We start from the raw sequence: 20,692 nt of genomic DNA, 5'->3' as shown, positions 1-20,692 counted from the left end.
GCTCACGTGGGTCCCTTCTGGGTGGGAGTCGTAGGACTCGTCGGGCTGTCGTCGTGCGGTGCGGAGAGCCGGCCGGCCGGGGCGCCCGGAGCGGAGCCCGGGGTGAACCACGGCAGGGTCGGAGTCGGTTCGGTCCCGAAGGCTCCGGAGGTCCCGGAGGTCCCGGAGGGGGCCGAGGTCCCGGGAGTTCCGGGGGTGCGGGAGAGGGGCAGGCGCAGGACGGGCCGGGCGAGGCGCCGGTGGCGGACCGCGCCGGGCCGCCGTGGCCGTACCCGGTCCACGACGGCCATTCCGACGCGGAACAGCGCGGCCGGTACGACCAGGCACAGCAGGATCCAGAACAGCGTCACGCCCCAGGGACGGCCCACCCCCCACGGCTGCTCGGCGAGGACCTTGCCGTCGTACTCCAGGGAGACGGTGTAGTCGCCGTGGGCCCCGGCGGACAGCTCGACCGGCAGCTCGATCTGGGCCTTCCTGCCGGGTGCGAGGGTGCCGTGCCACTGCTGTTCGTCCCACTGGGGCGCGAAGACGCCGTGCGCGGTGCCGACCTTGAACACCGGGTCCTTGATCGCCGCGGTGCCGACGTTGCCGGCGGTGAAGGCGAGGGTGCGGCTCGGGGGCGCGCCGAACCAGGTCAACAGCCCGCCGGAGCCGGTCAGTCGCGTGTCGGACAGGATCGACAGCCGGCCGCCCGAGGATCCGGCGGGCAGCGGGGCGACGGGGTGCCCGGCGACCTGGAGGACGGCGTCCGCCTCGGCCTTCGCGCCGGTCACCGTGGCCACGTGCACCACGCAGGGGCATGGCACCGGCGGCTCGGCGACCGGCAGTTTCGTGGCGAAGGCGCCGCCGGTGTCGGTGGTCACGGCCCGGCCGTCCGCGTTGGCGCAGGAGTTGGTGCCGCCGATCACCCCCCGGTCCGGGGTGGCGCGCCCGCAGATCAGCATCATCACCAGGGTGTGCGGCCGCCAGCCGCTCCCGCTGACGGTGATCGAACCGCCCGCGCCCGCCTGCGACGCGGACAGCCGCACACCCGGCTGCGTTTCCGCCGTGCTCGACGCGGTCGCCGGCCCGGCGAGGGGCAGCAGGAGCAGCAGCGCGAGCACCGCGGCCCGCGCGGGCAGCCACACCATCCGTACGGTGCCGCTCACTTCACCGCACCTCCCGTCAACTCGGCGTCGGTGGACGACGTTCCAGGCATGGGCATGGGCATGGGTGTGGGCATGGGCATGGGCATGGGCGTGGGCATGGGCATGGCGGCATCGGCCGGCGTCGCGTCGGACTCCGGGTCGCCGTCCGTCGTACGGCGCCCCCGTCGTCGTACGACGATCAGCGCGCCCGCACCCGCGAGCACCGCGCCGGCCACCCCCGCCAGCCCCGCCAGCACTCCCCACGGCACGAACCGGGCCGACGCGGTCGCCGTGTCGTGCGCTCCGCCGGCCGCCGTGACCGTCAGCCGTACGTCGACCGCGTCCAGGGCCGGCCGGTCCGGCCAGGGCTCGGTGAGTGTCATGCGGGCGCTCGGGCGCAGGTGGACCGGCAGGGTGCGCGGCGCGCGGTCCAGGACCCGGCCGAGGACACCGTCCGCGCGCACCGCGAGCCGGGGCACGAGGACGGTCGTACCGCGGTTGACCAGCTCGCACGTGATGCGGTCGCCGTGCACGGCCACATGCTCGACGGTCAGCGCGGCGAGCGCCGGGCCGCCTACGCGCAGGCGCAGGCGCAGGCGCAGGCGGACGGTCCGCGTCCGGCCGTCGTCCGCGCGCGCGACGATCGCGCCGGCGCGGTCACCGGGCCCGGTCCCGGCCGGCACGGCCACCGTGAAGGGCACTTCGGCCCGGGTGCGGGCGGGTACGCGCACGTCCCGCTCGGCGAAGGTGATCCGCACGCCGGTGCTGGTGAGGTGCACGCCGACGGGTGTGCGCCCGGGGTTGGTGACGGACACCGTGTCCCGCAGGACCGCACCGGGCGGGCCCTCGGCGTAGAAGGAGGGTCGGCCGGTCCCGGACGGGGCGAGGGACCAGCCGCCCTGTTCCGCGCGCGGGGGCGCTCCCCAGGCGGTGGGCGCCGTGCCCCACAGTACGAGCAGGCACAGGGCCACGGGCAGGCACAGGGCCACGGGCAGGGAGCGGGCCGCCGGAAGAGAGCGGGCCGGGCGCGGGCGCCGTGGGCGGGGCAGGGCGCGGGCGGCGGACTGCATGGGCGGCTCCATGACGGGGGTTCAGCGGCGGACGGCCTGGTTCCGGCGGGTCAGCCACAGGTCTCCCGCCGCGCCCGCGAGCAGCACGGTGCCGCCGAGCGTGCCGAGGGCGACCGCGGAGTCCTCGGGGCCGGTCTGCGGGAGCTGGGCGCCAGAGCCGCCGGAGCCGCCGGATGAGGATGCCGAGGAGGACCCTGAGGACGAGGCGTTGCTCGCGCCGCCGGCCGCCGTCACGTCCAGGGTCAGGGACGGCTTGGGGTTGTTGGTCGGCGTGCAGGTCGTCGTCGTACCGAGGGCCTTGATGGTGAGCGTGGCCGCCGTGAAGGTGACCTTGCCGGTCTTCCTGGGCGTGTAGGTGCCCGTCAAGTCGCTGATCTTGATGGGGGTGTTGGCGGGTATCGCCGCCGCGTTGGGTGGCCCGGAGACGGCGAGCGTGCCGCTGTCGGCGCCGCCCAGCCTGATGGTGGCGCTCGGGCTCATCGCGCCCTTGCCCAGCTCGACCGGGCTGGAGGAGACGCCCTTCTGCCAGGACATCGTGATCCGGTATCCGCTGCCGCTCCTCACCCCCTTGATGTCGATGGGCGAGAGGGCGCGCTTCTGGCCGATCGGCGTCTTGCACTGGTAGTTGACGTCGACGACGTCGGCGTGGGCCGCCGGCGCGGCCAGCAGCACGGCCGCCCCTGCCAGCGCCGCGGCGGACGCGAGCGCGGCGGTTCGTTTCGGGTACGACACGGACGGTCCACCCCATTCATTCCTGACGGGACATCAGATTTGGCCGTCAAGGTACGCCGGGGGCCGTAAGGAAGGAAGACGCGTCACACACGGGAGTTGCGCCGATCCGACGCACACGCGAGGAGAGCGGAGTGGAGAGGGAGACGGGGGTGGCGTTGGCGTCGGAGCGACCCGGGGGCCCGGGGGCCGGGGTGGACCGAGTGGACCGGACGGACCGGGTCGACCGAGTGGACCGGGTGGACCCGAGGAACCGGCTGGCCCCGGTGGGCTGGGTGACCCGAGCGGACAGGACCCGGACAGACCGGAGGGACTGGACGAGCCGGGTGCCCCGGAGGGGCCAGAGGTACCGGACGGACCGGGCCGCCCGGAGGGGCCAGAGGTACCGGACGGACCGGGCCGCCCGGAGGGGCCAGAGGTACCGGACGGACCGGGCCGCCCGGAGAGACCGGGTAACCCGGGAGGGACTGGACGGACCGGACCGGACCGGTCGGGTCGGGTCGGGTCGGGTCGGGTCGGGTCGACCGAGTGGACCGGATGACCCAGGCGGGCCCGAGCGGACCGGACGGGCCGGGTGGCCCGGAGGAAGCGCAGAAACCGGACACCCTGGAGGGACCGGACGAACCGGGTCGACCGAGCGGCCCGAGCGGACAGGACAGACCGGACGGCCCAGAGGGACCGGACGGACCGAGCGGCCCAGAGGGACCGGACGGACCGGAGGAACCGGCTGGCCCAGGCGTACCGGAGGAATCGGCCGACCCAGGTGAACCGAGTGACCCGAGCGGACAGGACGGACCAGGCGGACCAGGTGGACCGAGCGCCCGGAGGGACCGGAGGGATCGAAGGAACCGGACGACCCAGGTGGACCGAGTCGTTCGAGTGGGGCTGGACGGTCCGAAGAGACCGCCGGCCCGGAGGAACTGGACCGGCCGGGTGACCCGGACAGACCGGACGGACCGAGTGAACCAAGTGCCCAGACGGACCGAACAGACCAAGTGCCCAGACGGACCGAACAGACCAAGTGGACCGGGATCGCCCCGCGTCACGTCACGCAGGGGCGCCCAGTTCCGCCCAGACCGTCTTGCCCGCGCGGCCGGGGGTGCGGACGACGCCCCAGTCCAGGCACAGCCGCTGCACGATGAACATGCCGTGCCCGCCGGGGCGTCCGGCGCGGTGCGGGGTGCGGGGGGCGGGCTGGCCGGTGCCGCGGTCGGAGACCTCCAGCCGGATCACCTTGTCGTCGCAGGCGAGGAACAGTTCGTCGGGGCCGTCGGCGTGCAGGCAGGCGTTGGTGACCAGCTCGGAGACCACGAGCAGCACGTCCTCGGCGGCGGCGCGCTGGTCGGCGGTGGCGGCGGGCAGCCAGCCCCAGGCGTAGAGCGCCTGGCGGGTGAAGTCCCTGGCGAGCGGAACGACCCCGCTCTCGCCGTCCAGCCGCAGCCGGCGCACCTGGCGCCCCGGGGCCTCCTGCGGGGCCTCGGCCGACGCAGCCGACTCGGACGGGGTGGGCGGGCTGGACGGAGTGGGCGAGGTGGGCGACGCGGACGGCGCGGCCGTCTCCATGGACACGCCGTCCGCCTGCGCACTCCCCTCGGAAGTCTCCTCGGAAATCCCCTCGGACACCCCGGAAGCGCCGCTGGGCTCTGGGCCGCGGTCGCCCGGCGAGCAGGGCCGGGTGGTGCTCATCAGCGCCTCACCTCACCGATTCACCAGTTCACGATTCAAAGTCCGGCTCCGTTCCGGGCCGGCCGGTTTCTCCGACGTCCGCCCCGGTCCGCCCGCAATCCGCTGTCCACCGGATTCCGGCGCCCCCTGGGGTCCGCACGTGCCGCCTGAGTCGCCCGCCGATCCTCCGCCTCTCGTCCCTACGTCGCACCCGGGCCGTTCCCCGGTTCCCGGTCCGTCCCCCGGTCCGTTCCCTGGTTCCCGGACCGTACGGACCGGGATGGACCGAGACCGACCGGGACTGACCGGAACGGACCAGGACGGTCCGGTTCATCTCCGGCCGACCCCAGTCCGGCACGGCCCGATACGGTCCGGCACGGCCCGACACGATCCGGCACGGCCCGATACGGTCCGACACGGCCCGATACGGTCCGCTCCGACGACCGAAGCATCACGGACGGCCGACGGCTTTCTGGATGTCTCCTGCCCGGCCGATCCGGCGGAACACCCACCTTTTCGCCCTCGTTCGCCCCCGTTCGCCCCGGCTCACGCCGGTGACGTCCGGGACGGGACGGCATCCGCGTCCGCGCGGCCGGGAACGGAGATCAGTCGACCTCGTCGGCCAGTGCCGCCTCGATGGAGTCATGGACGGTGAAGACCGCCCCGGCGCCCGTGATCTCGAACACACGCGCGACGACGGGCAGCATGCCCGCCAGATGAACCCCGCCCCCGGCGGCCTCCGCCTTCAGGCGGGCGCCGAGAAGCACGTTCAAACCCGTGGAGTCGCAGAACTCCAGGCGCGAGCAGTCCACCACGAGCCGTGAGAACCCCTTCGCCAGGAGGCCGTCGAGCGGCTCACGCAGGAGATCGGCGGTGTGGTGATCCAGCTCACCCGCAGGTGTCACTACGGCGCTGGAACCTTCTTCCCGCACCTCCACCAGAAGCCGGCCCGACTGTGCGCCGCCGACCGTCCCGTGGTCCATGCCGTCTCTCTCCCGAGGTCGTGGCTTCTGCTGACGCCCTCGAACATTACGCCTTCAGAACGTCCTCTGACACCCGAACAACCCCACAAAGCAAGACATAACACCACAGAACGCACTTGCGATCGCATCGGTTGAGCCGGTAGGGCTAGTAAGGACAGATTCCGCTACACGCCGGCTTTGGAGGCGCCGCACACCGCAGTGCACGAATTGGCTTCGGCAGCCATATGCCGAGAACGATGGAGGGCACCCATGTCACCCCGGCTCGACGAATCGCATACCCAGGCCGCGACGTCGACACCCCCACCGGATCAGCTGGATCATCCCATCGATCCCGTCGACTCCCTCGACCCCCTTGAGGGACTCCCGGAGATCCCCCCCTTCGACGAGGTCGGCCCCGTCGACGCGCGGGCCCTGTCGAAGACCCTCTTCGAGCGACTGGAGGCGCTGGAGGAAGGCACGCACGAGTACGCGTACGTCCGTAACACGCTCGTCGAGCTGAACCTCGCGCTGGTCAAGTTCGCCGCCTCCCGCTTCCGCTCCCGCAGCGAGCCGATGGAGGACATCGTCCAGGTCGGCACGATCGGGCTGATCAAGGCGATCGACCGCTTCGAGCTCTCCCGCGGCGTGGAGTTCCCCACCTTCGCGATGCCGACCATCATCGGCGAGATCAAGCGTTTCTTCCGTGACACCTCGTGGTCCGTGCGCGTGCCGCGCCGGCTGCAGGAGCTGCGCCTGGACCTGGCCAGGGCCGGGGACGAGCTGGCCCAGCGGCTGGACCGCGCCCCCACCGCGGCGGAACTGGCCGAGCGGCTCGGCCTGTCCAAGGACGAGGTCATCGAGGGCATGGCCGCCTCGAACGCCTACACGGCCTCCTCCCTGGACGCCCAGCCCGAGGAGGACGACTCCGAGGGCGCGCTCGCGGACCGGATCGGGTACGAGGACCACGGGCTCGAAGGCATCGAGTACGTCGAGTCGTTGAAGCCGCTGATCGCCGAACTGCCGTCCCGGGACCGGAAGATCCTGTCCCTGCGCTTCGTCGCGGGCCTGACGCAGTCGGAGATCGGTGACGAACTCGGCATCTCCCAGATGCATGTCTCGCGGCTGCTGTCACGCACGTTGGTACGGCTGCGCAGGGGTCTGACCGTGGAGGAGTGACGGCGCGCGAGCGACCGGAGGGGTGGCGGGCGGGAAGGCCCTCCCTCGACTCACGCAGGGCGGCCCGGCGGAATACGCCGGGCCGCTTCGCCGTGGAGGGGCATGCACGAACCCTGCACGTACGAACCCTGCGCGCACGAACCCTCTCCGCACATACGGAACACACGAACCCCTCTCCACATAGGGGCAGTTGGCGCCACCGTGGCCTGAACACGTCGTACGGGACCGGCCATTGCGCGAACCGTTATTCAGTTACCCTCGGTAACGTCTTTTCCGAAGGACGCTCCTCCAGCACCATGGGCCACCCAAACTGACTGGTACGTCAGAGTGTTCGGGGGCGTGGGACGGAGGGTACGCATGGCTCAGGGCGACCGTGCCGAGTCGGGCGCGGGTCCGGGCGGAGGTCCGGGCGGGGGTCCGGGCGAGGCCATCGAGAACGTCCCGGACGCGCGGCTCACCGCACTGCTCCGCGCCGCCTCCGCGACGGCCTACCCGGCGCTGCAGGAGCTGCGCCGCCGGCACCTGGCGTCGGTCGCCGCCTATGCCGGGCTGTGCACCGCCGGCGGGTCCACCGCCCGCCGGCTGGCCGCGGAGACGCTCACCACGGCGGCCCGCGACACGGCGCGCGGCGTCGAGCCGACCGTCCCGCTGCGGCACCATCTGCTGCTCGTGGCGGCCCGCTCGGCGGCCGGCTGGGCGCACGACGAACGGGCGGCGGGCCTGGACCCGGGGCTGCTGCTGGTCCTCACCTCCGGCGGTCCGTCCGGCGGACCGACCCCGCCGCTGCTGCCCGCGTTCCAGTCGCTCTCCTCCCGGATCCAGGGCCTGCTCTGGTACGGCGTCCTCGAACAGGAACCCCCGGAGCGGACGGCCGCGTTCCTCGGGCTCAGGCCCTCCGACGTCGTCCACGACACCCCGCAGGCCCTCAAGGCGCTGGCCCAGGCCTGTCTGAGGCACCGTCTGGCCGCTTCCGACGACCCGCGCTGCGCCGACTTCCGCCGGCTGATCGAGGAGGCGGTACGGCCCGACACTCCCCGCTACAGCGCCGATCTGGAGGCGCACCGGGTGCGGTGTCCGTACTGCGCGGCGGCGATCGAGGACCTGACCGCCCTGCGGGACGCCCCGAGGCAGGCACTGGCGGAGGGCCTGCTGCCATGGCGGGGGGCGTCGTACGTACGGGACAGCGCCTCGGCGCCCGCGGCGCCCACGTCCCGTCCGGCGGACGCGGGCGGCCGGCTGTCACGCAGGCGTCGTCTGCTGGCCGCGGCGGCGGTGGCCGTGGTCCTCGTCCCGCTCCTGGTGTTCGTGCTGTCGCCCTCCGGCGATCCCCAGGGTCAGCCGGTGGCGGCGACTCCCGCGCCCCCGCAGGTGACGGTCACCGCCACGGCCACGGCCACCGTCTCCATGTCCCCGTCTTCGTCCCCGTCCCCGGCTCCCTCGCACACGACGAGGTCACCGTCCCCCACGAGCACGTCGTACCGGCCGGCCACGCCGGGGGCTCCCCCGCCCGCGCCGACGCCCGCGCCCACGTCCGGGCCGCCGCGGGCTCCGGCTCCGGCGACCCACGCGCCGAACGGCACGTACGCCACGATCGTCAACAACGCGACGGGGTGGTGCCTGGACTCCCGGGACGGGCGGTTCGAGAACGGCAACGACGTGGTCGTCACACCGTGCGACGGCACCGAGACGCAGCTGTGGCGATTCGACGCCAGGCGGCAGGTCGTCCAGTCGTACGCCGACGACACCTTCTGCCTCGACAGCCGCGGCGCGACGGACCGCGGCGTCGGCATCTGGACCTGCTCCTCGGTCGACAGCGGCAACGGCATGAACCTGGAGTTCACCGTGCAGGACGACGGGCTGATCATTCCGCACATCGACTGGGGCATGGCGGTGACCGCCACCGGCGGCTACGACGTGGGGCTGGAGTACGTCGAGGGGAACCTGTCGAAATGGCACGCGGGGCGGCCCGGGTGAGGGCCGGGGCCGCCCCGCGAGAACAGGCCGGGTGAGGACCGGGGTCACGCCACTCGTCGGACCACCGTCACACCACCCGTCGAACCACCGTCACACCACCCGTACGCCCTGGCGCCACACCTCGCTGACCAGCGGCACTCCCGGCCGGTAGGCCAGGTGGACGTGGCTGGGGGCGTCCAGCAGGGTCAGGTCGGCGCGGGCGCCGGCGGTGAGGCGGCCGATGTCGGTGCGGCGCAGGGCCGCGGCACCGCCCGCGGTGGCCGACCAGACCGCCTCGTCCGGGGTCATGCCCATGTCCCGCACGGCCAGGGCGACGCAGAACGGCACGGACGAGGTGAACGACGAGCCCGGGTTGCAGTCCGTGGACAGCGCGACCGTGACGCCGGCGTCGAGCAGACGGCGGGCGTCCGGCCACTCGGCACGGGTGGAGAACTCGGCGCCGGGCAGCAGGGTGGCGACCGTGTTGCCACTGGCGAGCGCGTCCACGTCCGCGTCGGTGAGGTGGGTGCAGTGGTCGGCGCTCGCCGCGTCCAGCTCCACGGCCAGCTGGATGCCGGGGCCGTAGGAGAGCTGGTTGGCGTGGATGCGCGGGAGCAGGCCCTTCGCCTTGCCGGCGGTGAGGATCGCGCGCGCCTGGTCGCCGTCGAAGGCGCCCTTCTCGCAGAAGACGTCGACCCAGCGGGCGTGCGGGACGCAGGCGTCCAGCATCTCGCCGGTGACCAGGGCGACGTAGGCCGCCGGGTCGTCGGCGTAGTCGGGGGAGACGATGTGGGCGCCGAGGTAGGTCACTTCCTCGGTGTGCCGGGCCGCGATGCGCAGGGCGCGGGCCTCGTCCTCGACGGTGAGGCCGTAGCCCGACTTCGTCTCGAAGGTGGTCGTGCCCTGGCGGAGCGCCTCCGCGAGGTAGTGGGCGAGGTTGGCCTCCAGCTCCGCGTCGGTCGCGGCGCGGGTGGCCGCGACCGTGGTGCGGATGCCGCCCGCGCTGTACGAGCGACCGGACATGCGGGCGTTGAACTCCTGGGTCCGGTCACCGGCGAAGACCAGGTGGGAGTGGGAGTCCACGAAGCCCGGCAGCACCGCCCGGCCGCCCGCGTCGACCTCGTTGTCAGTGGCGGGTGCTTTGCTTGTCTCACCGGTCCACACGACGCGGTCGCCCTCGATGACGACGGCCGCGTCCTGGATCAGACCCAGGGGCGAGTTGTCACCGAGGGAGGGATCGTTGGTGACCAGCGTGGCGATGTTGGTGATGACGGTGCTGCTGCTCATGGTGTCCTCAGAGATGCCGATGGGGTTCAGCCGCGCAGGGCTTCGATCGCGTCCGCCAGTGCGGACGACACGTCCGGTACGAGCGTGTGGACGCCGTCCCGTACGACCTGGCGTCCCCCCACGATCGTGTGCCGCACGTCCGGGGCGCTCGCCGCGAATACGGCCGTCTCGGCGCCCAGTCGGGGCAGCGGTCCGGCCGTCCTGACCGAGTCGAGGGCGATCGTCGTCAGGTCGGCGAGGGCTCCCGGCTCGATGCTGCCCGCCTCCGACCAGCCGAGGGCGGCGTGGCCGTCGGCGGTGGCGGCCCGCAGCAGGGCGTTGGCGGTCCAGTGGCCCCGGGTGCGGGTGCGCAGCCGCTCGTTCAGCTCCATCGCGCGCGCCTCTTCGAGCAGGTCGATGACGGCGTGGCTGTCGGAGCCGAGGGAGAGCGGGGAGCCCGCCCGCTGCAGGGCGACGGCCGGGCCGATGCCGTCCGCGAGGTCCCGCTCGGTCGTCGGGCACATGCAGGTGCCGGTGCGGGAGTCGCCCAGCAGGGCGATGTCCTCGTCGGTCAGGTGGGTGTTGTGCACACCGGTGGTGCGCGGCCCGAGGACGCCGTGGTCGGCGAGCAGCCGGGTGGGGGTGCGGCCGTGCGCGGCGAGGCAGGCGTCGTTCTCGGCGGTCTGCTCCGACAGGTGCACGTGCAGCGGTGCCTGCCGCTCGTCCGTCCAGCGGGCCACGGTCGCCAACTGGTCGGCGGGCACGGCCCGTACGGAGTGGATCGCCGCTCCGATCCGTGCGTGATCCTGGTCCTTGAGAACTGAACAGCGTTCGGCCCAGGCCTCCGCGCTGCCGTCGGAGAAGCGCAGCTGGTGGTTGTTCGGGGCCTCGCCGAAGCCGGAGGACAGGTAGCAGGTGTCGAGGAGGGTGATGCGGACACCGGCGTCGGCGGCGGCCGCGATCAGTGCCTCGCCCATCGCGTTGGGGTCGGCGTAGCGGGTGCCTCCCGGGGCGTGGTGCACGTAGTGGAACTCGCCGACACAGGTGATGCCGGCCAGGGCCATCTCGGCGTACACCGCGCGGGCGAGGGCGTGGTACGTCTGCGGGGTCAGGTGGTCGGCGACGGAGTACATCACCTCGCGCCACGTCCAGAAGGTGCCGCTGCCGACCTGGACGGTGCCGCGCAGCGCCCGGTGGAAGGCGTGGCTGTGGGCGTTCGCGAGTCCGGGGAGGGTCAGTCCGCGCAGGATCTCGGCGCCGGGCGGCGGGGTGGGCACCTGGGTGCGGACGGCGCTGATCCGCCCGTTGTCCACGTCCAGGGCCACGCCCGGCTCGACGTTCGCGCCGAGCCAGGCGTGCTCCAACCAGTAGGTTCCCTTGGTCACCTGCAGGCCAGTCCTTCCAGTACGTCGGCGAGCGCGTGCACGCCGGCCACGCAGTCGTCCTCGGCCGCGAACTCGGCCGGGGAGTGCGAGACACCCGTGGGGTTGCGCACGAACAGCATGGCGGTCGGAATGCGGCCGGAGAGGATTCCGGCGTCGTGTCCGGCCCCGGTTCCGAGGACGGGCACGGTCAGGCCGGTGTCCTTGCCCAGGATGCGGCCGAGTTCGTCGCGCAGGGCGTGGTCGAACTCGACGACCGGGGTGAAGGACTCCCGGACGACGTCGAGGTCGATGCCGTGGGCCTTCGCGTACTCCCGTGCGGCCCTCTCGATGCCGCCGACGACCGTGTCCAGGGTCTCCTGGTCGGCGGCGCGGGAGTCGAGCCAGCCGCGCACCAGGGAGGGGATGGCGTTGACGCCGTTCGGCTCGACGGAGATCTTGCCGAAGGTGGCGACGGCACCGGCCAGTTGTGCCTCGCGGCGGGCGGCCAGGACGGTCTCCGCGTACGACAGCATCGGGTCGTGCCGGTCCACGAGGCGGGTGGTGCCCGCGTGGTTGGCCTCACCGCGGAAGTCGAACCGCCAGCGGCCGTGCGGCCAGATGGCGCTGGCGACGCCGACCCGGTCGCCGGACAGGTCCAGCGCGCGGCCCTGCTCGACGTGCAGTTCGACGAAGGCGCCGATGCCCTCCAGCCGCTCCGGGTCGGGTCCGATGGCCTCGGGGTCGAATCCAGCGGCCTCCATGGCCTTCGGGAGGGTGATCCCCTGGCCGTCGGTGAGCAGCTGCGCCGCCTCGGCGGTCAGCTGCCCGGAGGTGAGCCGCGATCCGACACAGGCCAGCCCGAACCGGGCGCCTTCCTCGTCACCGAAGTTGACGAGGGCGAGGGGCTTGGTGAAGCGCACACCGCGTGCGCGCAGCTCGTCCAGGGCGGCGAAGGAGGACACGACACCGAGGGGGCCGTCGAAGGCGCCGCCGTCCGGCACCGAGTCCAGGTGCGATCCGGTGACGACGGCGTCCCCGGCTGCGGGGTCGCCGAGCCAGGCCCACTGGTTGCCGTTCCGGTCGACCTCGTAGGTCAGTCCGCGTGCCTCGGCCTGCTCCTTGAACCAGGCCCGGCACTCGGCGTCGGCGCCGGTCCAGGCGAAGCGCCGGTAGCCGCCGGAGTCGGCGTGCCGGCCTATGGGGAGCAGATCGCGCCACATCGTGTGGAAGGAGTCGCCGGAGATCTGGTCCTGGCTCACGCGTCGTCACCCTCACGCATCGGAACCCGGACGCCGCGCTCCTGCGCGACGGACTCGGCGATGTCGTAGCCCGCGTCCACGTGCCGGATGACACCCATGCCGGGGTCGTTGGTGAGGACACGGCGGACCTTCTCGCCGGCGAGCTTCGTGCCGTCGGCGACCGAGACCTGGCCGGCGTGGATGGAGCGGCCCATGCCCACGCCGCCGCCGTGGTGGAGGGAGACCCAGCTCGCGCCGGAGGCCACGTTCACCATGGCGTTCAGCAGCGGCCAGTCGGCGATCGCGTCGGAGCCGTCGAGCATGGCCTCGGTCTCGCGGTACGGGGAGGCGACGGAGCCGCAGTCGAGGTGGTCGCGGCCGATGGCCAGCGGGGCGGCCAGCTCGCCGGAGGCGACCATGTCGTTGAAGCGCTCGCCGGCCTTGTCGCGCTCGCCGTAGCCGAGCCAGCAGATACGGGCGGGCAGGCCCTGGAAGTGGACGCGCTCGCCGGCCATCTTGATCCAGCGGTGCAGGGACTCGTTCTCGGGGAAGAGTTCGAGGATCGCCTTGTCGGTCTTGGCGATGTCCGAGGCCTCGCCGGACAGGGCGGCCCAGCGGAAGGGGCCCTTGCCCTCGCAGAAGAGGGGGCGGATATAGGCGGGGACGAAGCCGGGGAAGGCGAAGGCGCGGTCGTAACCGGCCAGCTGGGCCTCGCCGCGGATGGAGTTGCCGTAGTCGAAGACCTCGGCGCCGGCGTCCATGAAGCCGACCATGGCCTCGACGTGCTTCGCCATCGACTCGCGGGAGCGGGTGGTGAAGCCGGCCGGGTCCTTGGCGGCGGCGTCGGCCATGTCCTCGAAGGCGACGCCGACCGGCAGGTACGCCAGCGGGTCGTGCGCGGAGGTCTGGTCGGTGACGATGTCGATCGGCGCGTTCATCGCGAGCAGCTGCGGGACCAGCTCGGCGGCGTTGCCGAGGACGCCGATGGACAGCGGCTTGCGCTGGTCGCGGGCCTCGGTGGCGAGCTGGAGGGCGTGGTCGAGGCTGTCGGCCCTGACGTCCAGGTAGCGGTGCTCGATGCGGCGCTCGATGGCGCGCGGGTCGCAGTCGACGCAGATGGCGACGCCGTCGTTCATGGTCACGGCGAGCGGCTGGGCGCCACCCATGCCGCCGAGGCCGGCGGTGAGGGTGATGGTGCCGGCGAGGGTGCCGTTGAACTTCTTCGCGGCGACGGCGGCGAAGGTCTCGTAGGTTCCCTGGAGGATGCCCTGGGTACCGATGTAGATCCAGGAGCCGGCGGTCATCTGGCCGTACATGGTCAGGCCGAGGGCCTCCAGGCGGCGGAACTCCTCCCAGTTGGCCCAGTCGCCGACGAGGTTGGAGTTGGCGAGGAGGACGCGAGGGGCCCACTCGTGGGTCTGCATGACGCCGACCGGGCGGCCCGACTGGACGAGCATGGTCTCGTCCTGCTTGAGGGTGCGCAGGGTGCGGACCATGGCGTCGAAGGAGCGCCAGTCACGGGCGGCCTTGCCCGTGCCGCCGTAGACGACGAGCTTGTCGGGGTGCTCCGCGACCTCGGGGTCGAGGTTGTTCTGCAGCATCCGCAGGGCGGCTTCCTGCTGCCATCCCAGGGCGCTCAGTTCCGTGCCGCGCGCTGCTCGTACGGGGCGGGGTCCCGACATCGTCTGCCTCCTCCTATTACTGGGTCTATTCACATCCTGAACCTCTGAATAGAACTAGTCAATACGGCGAGCATGACACGCCGGGGCGCCACGAGTGTTTGGCTGGAATCGCCACACAGGGACGGGAAGGCAGACAGGACGGGGAGAGGACTGTGGAGCGGGACGCGGTGGGACAGGACGCGGCGGGACAGGACGCCATGGAGCAGGACGCCGTAGCGCAGGACTCCGTAGGGCGGGACGTCGCAGGGCAGGACGTCGGGCGTGAGGCGCGGGAGCGCGCGGCACGGCGGGACGAGGCGGTGCGGGGCGCGGTCGCGCAGGGCCTGCTGGGCCCGGACGCGCCGGTGGTGGGCCTGCTGGACGTGGCCGGCATCCGGGAGTCGGCGGCGGCCCTGCGCGCGGCGTTCGACGCGGTCGTGGCGCCGGGGACCCCGGTGCTGCACGCCTTCGCGGTGAAGGCGACCCCGCTGGTGCCGGTGCTGCGGCTGCTGCACGAGGAGGGCATCGGCGCGGAGGTGGCGAGCCCGGGTGAGCTGGCACTCGCGCGGGCGGCCGGGGTCGCGGCGGAGCGGACGGTGTTCGACGCCCCCGCCAAGACGGAGGCGGAGCTGCGCGAGGCGCTGGCGCTGGGCGTCGCCGTGAACGCGGACAATCCGCAGGAGCTGGCCCGGATCGACGCCCTGGTGCATGCCTCGCCCACCCGTTCGCCGCTGGGGCTCCGGGTGAATCCGCAGATCGGGGGCGGGACGATCGGGGCCACCTCCACGGCGACGGCGACCTCGAAGTTCGGGGTGGCGCTGCGCGACGAGGGGGCCATGGAGTGGGTCGTGGAGGCGTTCACCGCGCGGCCGTGGCTGACCCGGCTGCACGCGCACACCGGTTCGCAGGGGATCCCGCTGCCGCTGCTGGCGCGGGGTGTGGCGGAGACGTACCGGCTGGCCGAGGAGATCAACGCGCGGCTCGGGCGGCGGCAGATCGACACGCTCGACATCGGCGGCGGGCTGTCGGTGAACTTCGCGGCGGAGGCGACGGAGCCGACGTACGCCGCGTACGCGCGGCTGCTGGCGCGGGAGGTGCCGGGGCTGTTCGACGGACGGTACGGGCTGGTGACCGAGTTCGGGCGGTCACTTCTGGCCAGGCACGGCACGGTGGTGGCCCGGGTGGAGTACGCCAAGAGCGCGGGCGGGCGGCGGATCGCGGTGACGCACGCGGGCGTGCAGGTGGCGACGCGCACGGTGTACGTGCCGGAGGCGTGGCCCCTGCGGATCGCCGCGTACGACGCCAAGGGGCGGCCCAAACCGGGGCCCGGGGTGGTGCAGGACGTGGCCGGCCCCGCCTGCTTCTCCGGCGACCTGCTCGCCGAGGGGCGCACGCTGCCCCTGCTGGAGCAGGGCGACTACGCGGCGGCCCTGGACACGGGCGCGTACTACTTCGCGCACCACTACGCCTACAACTCCCTCGCCCGGCCCGGCATCTACGGCTTCGTACCGAGCGCCGCGGGCGGCGTCGCCTTCGCGACGGTACGGGAGCCGCAGACCGTGGCGGAGGTGGTGGCCGAATCCGGAGGGGCGCACGCGACCGCGCTCACCACCCTGCACACGTCCGGGAGCCGTTGACGCGCCTCGGCCCCACCTCGCATGAATGGGTCAACTGGCCTGGAACAGCTGTCAGTTGAACCACTCTAGTACGCCGGAAGCATGTTCCACCGGAAAATGCCAAACCCCCCACCCCTCGCGCGCACTTTGCGTACAGTCCCTGTCACTCAGCCGGAGTACAGCAGGGAGGGGATCCGGCGTGCCCGGAATCGACGAGTGCTTACTGGAGGCAATGCGGCTGCCCGGTGCCCGGGGGGCCGCGCTGGTGGACTGGACCAGCGGACTGGCGCTGGGCACCGTCGGGGACGCCCCGGGGGGCGACCACGAGACCACCGCGGCCGAGGCGGCCGAGCTGGCCCGGCTGGCCGCCGAGCACGGCGCCTTCGCGCCCGACGCGGGCGACGACGGGCGGCCTCCCGTCGAGGACGTGATCGTCAGCAACCACGACAGCTACCACCTGCTGCGGTTCGTGAGCACGTCCTTCGACAGCAGCGTCTTCCTGCATCTGTGGCTCGGCCGCGAGGAGGGCAACCTCGCCCTCGCGCGGATCCGGCTGAGCGAGATGGCCGCCCGGCTGGTGCTGGGATGACGATGGTCTCCACACCTCCGTCACTTCCGGTGCGGGCCAGGGCCAATCCGCAGGACCGCACGGCGGGCTCGCTGTCGCCGATGCTGCGGCGGCTCGCCGAGGAACAGGCGACCGGCGTCCTCGTCCGCGAACACGGCACCCTGCACCTCGCCGATGGCCGGGTGGTGCACGCCGAGAGCTCCCGTGCCCCGGGTCTCGACGTGCTCCTCACGGCCCACGGCACCCTCGCGGGCGCCGCCTGGCAGCGGGCGGCCGGACGGGCCGGCGGCTCCGCGGACGCGGCCCACCTGCTGCTGGCCGAGGGGGCGCTGCCCGAGGGCGCCCTTGAGCTGTGCCACCTGGACGCGCTGTACGACGCCGGGTTCTTCGCGCTCTCGCCGAGCAGCGCTCCGGGCCACTTCCGCTACGACAGCACGCCCCACCTGGGCCCACTGCCCTCGGTCCCCGTCATCGCGCTGGAACACGAGACGCTGCGCCGCCGTCTGCTGCTGCACCGCCTGTGGCCGGACCCCGCGGCCGACAGCGCCCCCCTGATCCGCACCGCCCCGGCCGCCGCGGCACCGGTCACCCCGCGTGCCCGGGCGGTCCTGGACCTGGTGGACGGCGTCCGCACGGCCCCGGAGATCGCCCGCGATCTGGGCCGGCAGGCGTTCCACACGCTGGTGGACGTCCGCCGGCTCGCGGGGGCCGGACTCCTCCGGCCCGTGCCCACGGCCCCCGCGCCGCCACGGGACCCACCGGCTCCCGCACTCACGGTCACCGACCCCGACATCGCGCTGCTGAAGAGGCTCAGGGATGCGCTGGAGGCGTTTTGAACGGCACCAACCCGCCGAGAAGAGAGAGCTGATGGTGTCCGAGAAGGACCTCGAAGCCGTCCTGGAGGAACTACGCCGGCTACGGACCCGCGTGCCGCAGCTCACCGGCGCCCTCGCCGCCGGTGTCGACGGCCTTGTCGTCGCCCACGACACCCCGGGGGTCGCCCCGGAGGGCCTGGCCGCGCTCACCGCGGCCGCGCTCGGCGTCTCCGTGCGGATGGCCGACGCCACCGGGAACGGCAGCTTCCGGGAGCTGCTGGTGCGCGGCGAGCACGGCTACGTCGCCACCTACGCGGCCGGCCGCACCGCCGTGCTGACGCTGCTGGCCCAGGACCGGGTCAACGTCGGCCGGCTGCACCTGGAGGGCCGCCGCGCGGGCGCCCGCGTCGGGGAGCTGCTCGACGCGGCCGAGGCCGCGGCACAGGCGGCACCGGCCACCCGGGCGACCGCCAGGGCCGCATCCGCACCACCGACCAGATCCACGCGCGCGCCACGCGCCACGACCGCCGAAGCGCGCACCACAACCGACAGTTGAAAGTTGAGAGGACCGTCATGGCCAACACCGAGACCGCACTGAAAGAGGCGCTGACCTCCATCGAGGGCGCCACCGGCGTCGCGCTCGTCGACTACACCAGCGGGATGGCGCTGGGCACGATGGGCGGCAGCAAGAGCTTCGACCTGAACGTGGCCGCCGCCGGCAACACGGACGTGATCCGCGCCAAGATGCGCACCATGGAGCACCTCGGCCTCAAGGCCGAGATCGAGGACATCCTGATCACGCTGTCGGACCAGTACCACCTGATCCGCCTGCTCAAGGGCCACGGCGGCAACGGCCTGTTCCTCTACCTGGTTCTGGACGCCTCCCGGGCCAACCTGGCGATGGCCCGCCACCAGCTCAAGAAGATCGAGGGGGAGCTGGAGGTCTAGAGGAGGGCTGCGGTACGGCGGCGGGTCCCATCCGGGGCCGCGTCGCCGGCCGCGGCACCCGTACCGCACGGCCTTTCACGGCCCCGCCCACCGGGCCCCGGGCCCGACCGGCACCCGATCCGGCGCCGGGTCACTCGGCGAACAGGCCGCGGGCCGCCGCGTTGGCGTCGAACTCCTCCAGGCGGGCCTGTGCGTCGGGCAGGTCGTCGCAGAGCGCCTCCAGCAGCACCCGTCCGAGCAGCATCGGCGCGCACGCGGTGTCGAAGGCGAGCCCGGTGCCGACGGCGGCCGGCAGCAGCAGGTCGGAGTGCTTGGCCACCGGCGCGAAGGCGGAGTCGGCGACCGTGACCACGGTCAGCCCCGCCCGCCTGGCGTAGGCGAGGGTGTCGACGACCTCGCGCGGATGCCGGGGCAGCGCGAAGCACAGCAGCGCCGAGGCGCCGGCGCGGACGGCCGCGTCGATGCGGTCCTCGATCATCGTGCCGCCCTCGTTGAGCAGCCGGACGTCCGGGTGGACCTTGGCGGCGAAGTAGGAGAAGCCGTAGGCCTGCGAGGCGGCGGCGCGCAGTCCGAGCACCGGCAGCGGCCGGGAGGCGGCCAGGATCCGGCCGGCCCGCTGCACCGGGCGGGGGTCGGCGAGCAGCTCGGCGAGGTGCTTGAGGTTCTCGATCTCGGCCTCGACGGCCTGCTGGTACTCGTTGTACGAGCCGGCTTCGGCGGCCGGTTCGGCGGGCACCACCTCGCGCAGGTGCTTGCGCAGCGCCGGGTAGCCGTCGAAGCCGAGGGCGACGGCGAACCGGGTCACCGACGGCTGGCTGACCCCGGCCAGTTCGGCCAGTTCCACGCTGGACAGAAACGGCACGTCCACGGCCCGGCGCACCATGCTGTGCGCGATACGGCGCTGCGTCGGCGTGAGCCGGTGGCCCTCGAAGAGCGCCTGGAGCCGATTGGCCGGGCTGTCGATCGTGCTCATCACGTACTCCCCCTCAGTTCTCCTCCACGCCCCGGGAGAGTACAGCGCCGAGGCATTGACAAACACGCCCTTCCTATTCAGAGAGTGTAACCCTGCATATTGTTATACAGGCGAAGTAGGGACAGCGCATGGCACAACTCATCGAACTCCGCTCCATCGACATCGTCCCCGACGAGGAGCGGCACGGTACGGCGTTCAGCCAGTTCACCCTCTGGCTCGGGGCGAACCTCCAGATCACGGCCGTCGTCACCGGCGCCCTGGCGGTCGTCTTCGGCGGGGACGTGGTGTGGTCGCTCGTCGGCCTGGTGCTCGGCAACCTGCTGGGCGGCGCCGTGATGGCCCTGCACTCGGCGCAGGGTCCCCGGCTGGGCCTGCCGCAGATGATCCAGTCGCGCGCCCAGTTCGGGGTGCGCGGTGCGGTCGTGCCGCTGCTGCTGGTGGTCGTGATGTACGTCGGCTTCTTCGCCTCCGGCAGCGTGCTGGCCGGGCAGGCGGTCGGCCGGCTGACGCACACCGACGACACCACCGGCATCATCGCCTTCGCCGTCGTCACCGCGGTCGTGGCGGCCGTCGGCTACCGGGTCATCCACACCCTGGGCCGGGTGGCGAGCGTGATCTGCGCGCTCGCCTTCGTCTACCTGGGCATACGGCTCCTGGACCGCGTCGACCTCGGCACCCTGCTGCACAACGCGCACTTCTCGCTGCCGATGTTCCTGCTGGCGATCTCGCTGTCGGCGTCCTGGCAGCTGGCGTTCGGCCCCTACGTGGCGGACTACTCGCGCTACCTGCCGCGCACGACCTCGGCGAAGGCCACCTTCTGGTGGACGCTGTCCGGGTCGGCGCTCGGCTCCCAGTGGTCGATGACCTTCGGCGTGCTGGTCGCGGCCACGGCGGGCACCACGTTCCTGGACAGCCAGGTCGGCTACGTCGTCGGGCTCGGCGGCACGGGTCTGGTGGCGTCCTTCCTCTACTTCGTGATCGCCCTCGGCAAGCTCACCGTCAACGTGCTCAACACCTACGGCGGCTTCATGTCGCTGGTGACCAGCGTGAGCGGTTTCAAGGGGCAGCGGGTGCTGTCGCAGCGCGGGCGGGCCGCCTACATCGCGCTGATCATGGTGGCCGGGACCGTGGTGGCCCTGCTGGGCAAGGACAGCTTCCTGTCCTCCTTCAAGGAGTTCCTGCTGTTCCTGCTGACCTTCTTCACCCCCTGGTCGGCGATCAACCTGGTCGACTACTACCTGATCTCCAAGGAGCGCTACGACATCCCGGCGCTCAGCGACCCGAACGGCCGCTACGGAGCCTGGCGCTGGGACGCCCTCGCGGTCTACACGGTGGGCCTGCTGGCCCAGCTGCCGTTCCTCGCCACGAGCTTCTACACCGGCCCGCTGGTCGAGCCGCTGGGCGGCGCGGACGTCTCCTGGATCGTCGGCCTGGTCGTGCCGGCGCTGCTGTACTGGCTGATCGCACGGCGCAACACGGCGCACCTGCCGGGGGCGCAGACGCCCACGCCGGGCGCGGATCAGGCCGGGGCGCCGCAGGCGCGCTGACCTTCCGGCCGAGC

At 72.8% G+C, this 20,692-nt stretch carries 18 protein-coding genes; 8 read left to right on the top strand and 10 right to left on the bottom strand.

Features of this window, described 5'->3' with window-relative positions; translation table 11 throughout:
• Positions 1-2 precede the first annotated feature (2 nt).
• The 5 genes from ACGFYV_RS09345 to ACGFYV_RS09325 form a co-directional block, all read right to left on the bottom strand.
• Complete coding sequence (locus ACGFYV_RS09345) at positions 3-1,148, bottom strand: hypothetical protein (protein ID WP_393877740.1); 1,146 nt, start codon at positions 1,146-1,148, stop codon at positions 3-5.
• On the bottom strand, positions 1,145-2,197 hold the full coding sequence (locus ACGFYV_RS09340) for a hypothetical protein (RefSeq protein WP_393877739.1): 1,053 nt from the start codon (positions 2,195-2,197) through the stop codon (positions 1,145-1,147). The genes ACGFYV_RS09345 and ACGFYV_RS09340 overlap by 4 nt, the downstream gene beginning before the upstream one ends.
• Before the next feature lie 21 nt (positions 2,198-2,218).
• Positions 2,219-2,929, bottom strand: coding sequence for an LPXTG cell wall anchor domain-containing protein (locus tag ACGFYV_RS09335; protein WP_393877738.1), 711 nt, complete (start codon positions 2,927-2,929; stop codon positions 2,219-2,221).
• Positions 2,930-3,973: 1,044 nt separating this feature from the next.
• Complete coding sequence (locus ACGFYV_RS09330; RefSeq protein WP_393877737.1) at positions 3,974-4,612, bottom strand: ATP-binding protein; 639 nt, start codon at positions 4,610-4,612, stop codon at positions 3,974-3,976.
• Positions 4,613-5,196: 584 nt separating this feature from the next.
• Positions 5,197-5,574 carry an STAS domain-containing protein gene (locus tag ACGFYV_RS09325; protein WP_393877736.1) on the bottom strand — a complete coding sequence of 126 codons (378 nt, stop codon included), beginning with the start codon at positions 5,572-5,574 and terminating at the stop codon, positions 5,197-5,199.
• A gap of 249 nt (positions 5,575-5,823) precedes the next feature.
• On the opposite strand from ACGFYV_RS09325, the gene ACGFYV_RS09320 reads away from it, so the two are divergent.
• Both ACGFYV_RS09320 and ACGFYV_RS09315 read left to right on the top strand, forming a co-directional pair.
• A complete protein-coding gene (locus ACGFYV_RS09320; protein ID WP_393877735.1) occupies positions 5,824-6,729 on the top strand; it encodes an RNA polymerase sigma factor SigF in 906 nt (301 codons plus the stop codon).
• Between the two features lie 357 nt (positions 6,730-7,086).
• Entirely contained in the window at positions 7,087-8,703 is a 1,617-nt protein-coding gene (locus ACGFYV_RS09315; RefSeq protein ID WP_393877734.1) for an RICIN domain-containing protein, read from the top strand.
• A 90-nt stretch (positions 8,704-8,793) separates the two neighbouring features.
• On the opposite strand, the gene hutI is transcribed toward ACGFYV_RS09315, so the two are convergent.
• Genes hutI through hutU form a run of 4 tightly spaced genes read right to left on the bottom strand, consistent with a single transcriptional unit; the run spans position 8,794 to position 14,232 of the window.
• Positions 8,794-9,969 (bottom strand): imidazolonepropionase, encoded by a 1,176-nt coding sequence (hutI, locus tag ACGFYV_RS09310; RefSeq protein ID WP_393877733.1) that lies wholly within the window; start codon positions 9,967-9,969, stop codon positions 8,794-8,796.
• 26 nt (positions 9,970-9,995) lie between these two features.
• Entirely contained in the window at positions 9,996-11,333 is a 1,338-nt protein-coding gene (locus tag ACGFYV_RS09305) for a formimidoylglutamate deiminase (RefSeq protein ID WP_393877732.1), read from the bottom strand.
• Complete coding sequence (locus ACGFYV_RS09300; RefSeq protein ID WP_393877789.1) at positions 11,330-12,532, bottom strand: allantoate amidohydrolase; 1,203 nt, start codon at positions 12,530-12,532, stop codon at positions 11,330-11,332. The genes ACGFYV_RS09305 and ACGFYV_RS09300 overlap by 4 nt, the downstream gene beginning before the upstream one ends.
• Before the next feature lie 35 nt (positions 12,533-12,567).
• The gene (gene hutU / locus ACGFYV_RS09295) at positions 12,568-14,232 is read right to left on the bottom strand and encodes a urocanate hydratase (RefSeq protein ID WP_393877731.1); all 1,665 of its coding nucleotides are present in this window, start codon (positions 14,230-14,232) and stop codon (positions 12,568-12,570) included.
• Between the two features lie 197 nt (positions 14,233-14,429).
• Here hutU and ACGFYV_RS09290 point away from each other — a divergent pair, with 197 nt between their 5' ends.
• From ACGFYV_RS09290 to ACGFYV_RS09270, 5 genes are all read left to right on the top strand, one after another.
• Positions 14,430-15,848: a diaminopimelate decarboxylase gene (locus ACGFYV_RS09290; RefSeq protein WP_393877788.1), complete on the top strand. Its 1,419-nt coding sequence runs from the start codon at positions 14,430-14,432 to the stop codon at positions 15,846-15,848.
• A gap of 178 nt (positions 15,849-16,026) precedes the next feature.
• Positions 16,027-16,416 carry a hypothetical protein gene (locus ACGFYV_RS09285; protein WP_393877730.1) on the top strand — a complete coding sequence of 130 codons (390 nt, stop codon included), beginning with the start codon at positions 16,027-16,029 and terminating at the stop codon, positions 16,414-16,416.
• Positions 16,413-17,231: a transcriptional regulator gene (locus ACGFYV_RS09280; RefSeq protein WP_393877729.1), complete on the top strand. Its 819-nt coding sequence runs from the start codon at positions 16,413-16,415 to the stop codon at positions 17,229-17,231. Before ACGFYV_RS09285 ends, ACGFYV_RS09280 begins: the two co-directional genes overlap by 4 nt.
• A gap of 31 nt (positions 17,232-17,262) precedes the next feature.
• On the top strand, positions 17,263-17,766 hold the full coding sequence (locus ACGFYV_RS09275; protein ID WP_393877728.1) for a roadblock/LC7 domain-containing protein: 504 nt from the start codon (positions 17,263-17,265) through the stop codon (positions 17,764-17,766).
• A gap of 17 nt (positions 17,767-17,783) precedes the next feature.
• Entirely contained in the window at positions 17,784-18,158 is a 375-nt protein-coding gene (locus tag ACGFYV_RS09270) for a hypothetical protein (RefSeq protein ID WP_393877727.1), read from the top strand.
• Between the two features lie 130 nt (positions 18,159-18,288).
• On the opposite strand, the gene ACGFYV_RS09265 is transcribed toward ACGFYV_RS09270, so the two are convergent.
• Positions 18,289-19,131, bottom strand: coding sequence for a MurR/RpiR family transcriptional regulator (locus ACGFYV_RS09265; RefSeq protein ID WP_393877726.1), 843 nt, complete (start codon positions 19,129-19,131; stop codon positions 18,289-18,291).
• A gap of 128 nt (positions 19,132-19,259) precedes the next feature.
• Between ACGFYV_RS09265 and ACGFYV_RS09260 the strand changes: the two genes are divergently transcribed.
• Entirely contained in the window at positions 19,260-20,678 is a 1,419-nt protein-coding gene (locus ACGFYV_RS09260; protein WP_393877725.1) for a purine-cytosine permease family protein, read from the top strand.
• Positions 20,679-20,692: the final 14 nt, after the last annotated feature.

It is taken from the genome of Streptomyces sp. NPDC048297 (assembly GCF_043201585.1).
In the GTDB taxonomy this organism is placed as follows: domain Bacteria; phylum Actinomycetota; class Actinomycetes; order Streptomycetales; family Streptomycetaceae; genus Streptomyces.
Note: the sequence above shows the minus strand (reverse complement) of the source record. Positions and strands in the feature narration are given on the sequence as shown.

Bases quoted from the DNA above. Each gene is read 5' to 3' on its own strand.
- ACGFYV_RS09340 (WP_393877739.1), bottom strand. From the start codon at position 2,197: ATGCAGTCCGCCGCCCGCGCCCTGCCCCGCCCACGGCGCCCGCGCCCG.
- ACGFYV_RS09330 (WP_393877737.1), bottom strand. From the start codon at position 4,612: ATGAGCACCACCCGGCCCTGCTCGCCGGGCGACCGCGGCCCAGAGCCC.
- ACGFYV_RS09325 (WP_393877736.1), bottom strand. From the start codon at position 5,574: ATGGACCACGGGACGGTCGGCGGCGCACAGTCGGGCCGGCTTCTGGTG.
- ACGFYV_RS09320 (WP_393877735.1), top strand. From the start codon at position 5,824: ATGTCACCCCGGCTCGACGAATCGCATACCCAGGCCGCGACGTCGACA.
- ACGFYV_RS09315 (WP_393877734.1), top strand. From the start codon at position 7,087: ATGGCTCAGGGCGACCGTGCCGAGTCGGGCGCGGGTCCGGGCGGAGGT.
- hutI (WP_393877733.1), bottom strand. From the start codon at position 9,969: ATGAGCAGCAGCACCGTCATCACCAACATCGCCACGCTGGTCACCAAC.
- ACGFYV_RS09300 (WP_393877789.1), bottom strand. From the start codon at position 12,532: ATGTGGCGCGATCTGCTCCCCATAGGCCGGCACGCCGACTCCGGCGGC.
- hutU (WP_393877731.1), bottom strand. From the start codon at position 14,232: ATGTCGGGACCCCGCCCCGTACGAGCAGCGCGCGGCACGGAACTGAGC.
- ACGFYV_RS09290 (WP_393877788.1), top strand. From the start codon at position 14,430: ATGGAGCAGGACGCCGTAGCGCAGGACTCCGTAGGGCGGGACGTCGCA.
- ACGFYV_RS09280 (WP_393877729.1), top strand. From the start codon at position 16,413: ATGACGATGGTCTCCACACCTCCGTCACTTCCGGTGCGGGCCAGGGCC.
- ACGFYV_RS09275 (WP_393877728.1), top strand. From the start codon at position 17,263: ATGGTGTCCGAGAAGGACCTCGAAGCCGTCCTGGAGGAACTACGCCGG.
- ACGFYV_RS09270 (WP_393877727.1), top strand. From the start codon at position 17,784: ATGGCCAACACCGAGACCGCACTGAAAGAGGCGCTGACCTCCATCGAG.
- ACGFYV_RS09265 (WP_393877726.1), bottom strand. From the start codon at position 19,131: ATGAGCACGATCGACAGCCCGGCCAATCGGCTCCAGGCGCTCTTCGAG.
- ACGFYV_RS09260 (WP_393877725.1), top strand. From the start codon at position 19,260: ATGGCACAACTCATCGAACTCCGCTCCATCGACATCGTCCCCGACGAG.